Origin of the sequence: Stenoxybacter acetivorans DSM 19021 (assembly GCF_000745895.1) — a bacterium.
GTDB classification, from domain to species: domain Bacteria; phylum Pseudomonadota; class Gammaproteobacteria; order Burkholderiales; family Neisseriaceae; genus Stenoxybacter; species Stenoxybacter acetivorans.
Map to the genome: position 1 here is coordinate 3,700 of NZ_KN050777.1, position 1,417 is coordinate 5,116.

The 1,417-nt window shown below is 51.0% G+C and carries 2 protein-coding genes; both read left to right on the forward strand.

Annotated features, from left to right (window positions below):
• Window positions 1-193: 193 nt before the first annotated feature.
• Complete coding sequence (locus Q384_RS14210; RefSeq protein WP_051941061.1) at window positions 194-1,060, forward strand: OmpA family protein; 867 nt, start codon at window positions 194-196, stop codon at window positions 1,058-1,060.
• A 79-nt stretch (window positions 1,061-1,139) separates the two neighbouring features.
• Window positions 1,140-1,417 (forward strand): hypothetical protein (locus tag Q384_RS12460; protein WP_037588742.1); only part of this gene is annotated, 278 nt, incomplete at its 3' end.

The window sequence follows — 1,417 nt, forward strand, 5'->3', positions numbered from 1 at the left end:
AAGTGCATAGGCTGCCTGAAAGTGCATAGGCTGCCTGAAAGTGCATAGGCTGCCTGAAAGTGCATAGGCTGCCTGAAAGTGCATAGGCTGCCTGATTACAAAACAGGTTGCCTTAAAAGCAAAACAGCATTAAAAAGACAACAACAGAACCCCTTTTTAAATAAACAGCAATTAACAGCAAGGATAAGACCCCATGAAAATCAACACACTTGCCGCCGCCTGTTGCTTGGCTTGCTTATTCAGCGGCACGGCGTATGCCGTTGATTACCGCGTACAAACCACCGAAAGCCGCAGCATCAGCCAAAGCGAATTGAGCCGCATCAGCAACACCTACCAAAATTTTAAAGCAGGCAGCAGCGTCAACGCGTTTGTAACCATCAGCGACTTTAACAGCAGCACCGCCCCCAAAACCCTGCAAGCGAACTGGTATCACTGCGGCCAGCTGATTTATCAGCAAAGCAAACCGCTGGACACCATCAACAGCCACTTCAAACGCGGATTGCACCACGCCTGGTTCTGGATTAACAGCACCGAGCAAATCGCCGGCAGCGGCAGAGTGGACATTTTTGCCGACAACCAACCCGTTGGCAGCACCAACTACCAAGTAAACGATAAAAACGGCAGAACCGTATCCTGCCAAGGACAAACCTCGCCCGCCGCCATCACCGTTCCCGCCGCCTTTGTGTTGTCGGGCGATGCCTTATTCCATTTCAACGGCAGCGGCCGCCATGAAATGTATGACGACGGCGCACAGCAAATCCGCGCCATCACCCGTCAAATCGCCACCCAATACCCGGGCAATCATCTTCGCCGCATCACCGTAACCGGCTACACCGACTATTTGGGCAACGACAGCTACAACCAAGCCTTATCCGAACGCCGTGCCGAGACCGTAAAACAAATCATGGCAGAAAACGGCATACCCGCCTATTTAATCAACACCGCAGGCGGCGGTGAAAGCAAACCCGTTAAACAATGTTCCGCCGCCTTGCCGCGTCCGGAATTGAAAGAATGCTTAGCCCCGAACCGGCGCGTGGAAATCACCGCCGAAACGGAATAAAATGTTGAAACAAAATAAAATAAAGACAGCAAAGATTGTTTAACAACCGAAACAAAACCTCAAAAGGGAGATGTGCATCATGAAAGCGAAAGCACACTTAGCCGCCGTACTGTTGGCAGCATTGCCGATGTGGGTTTATGCCGCAGACTACCGCGTGCAGATAACCGACAATGATTTTGTGCGTCAGGGAGAGAACAGCAGCATCAAAGCCGAGAAGCATGATTTTGTTCCCGGAGACGAAATCAGCGCATTCGTTACCATAAGCCATTTTGATGAAGACGACTTCCCGCACCGTCTGGAAGCGAAATGGTATCGCTGCGGCAGACTGATACACAGCCAAACCAAGGATCTGGAAAA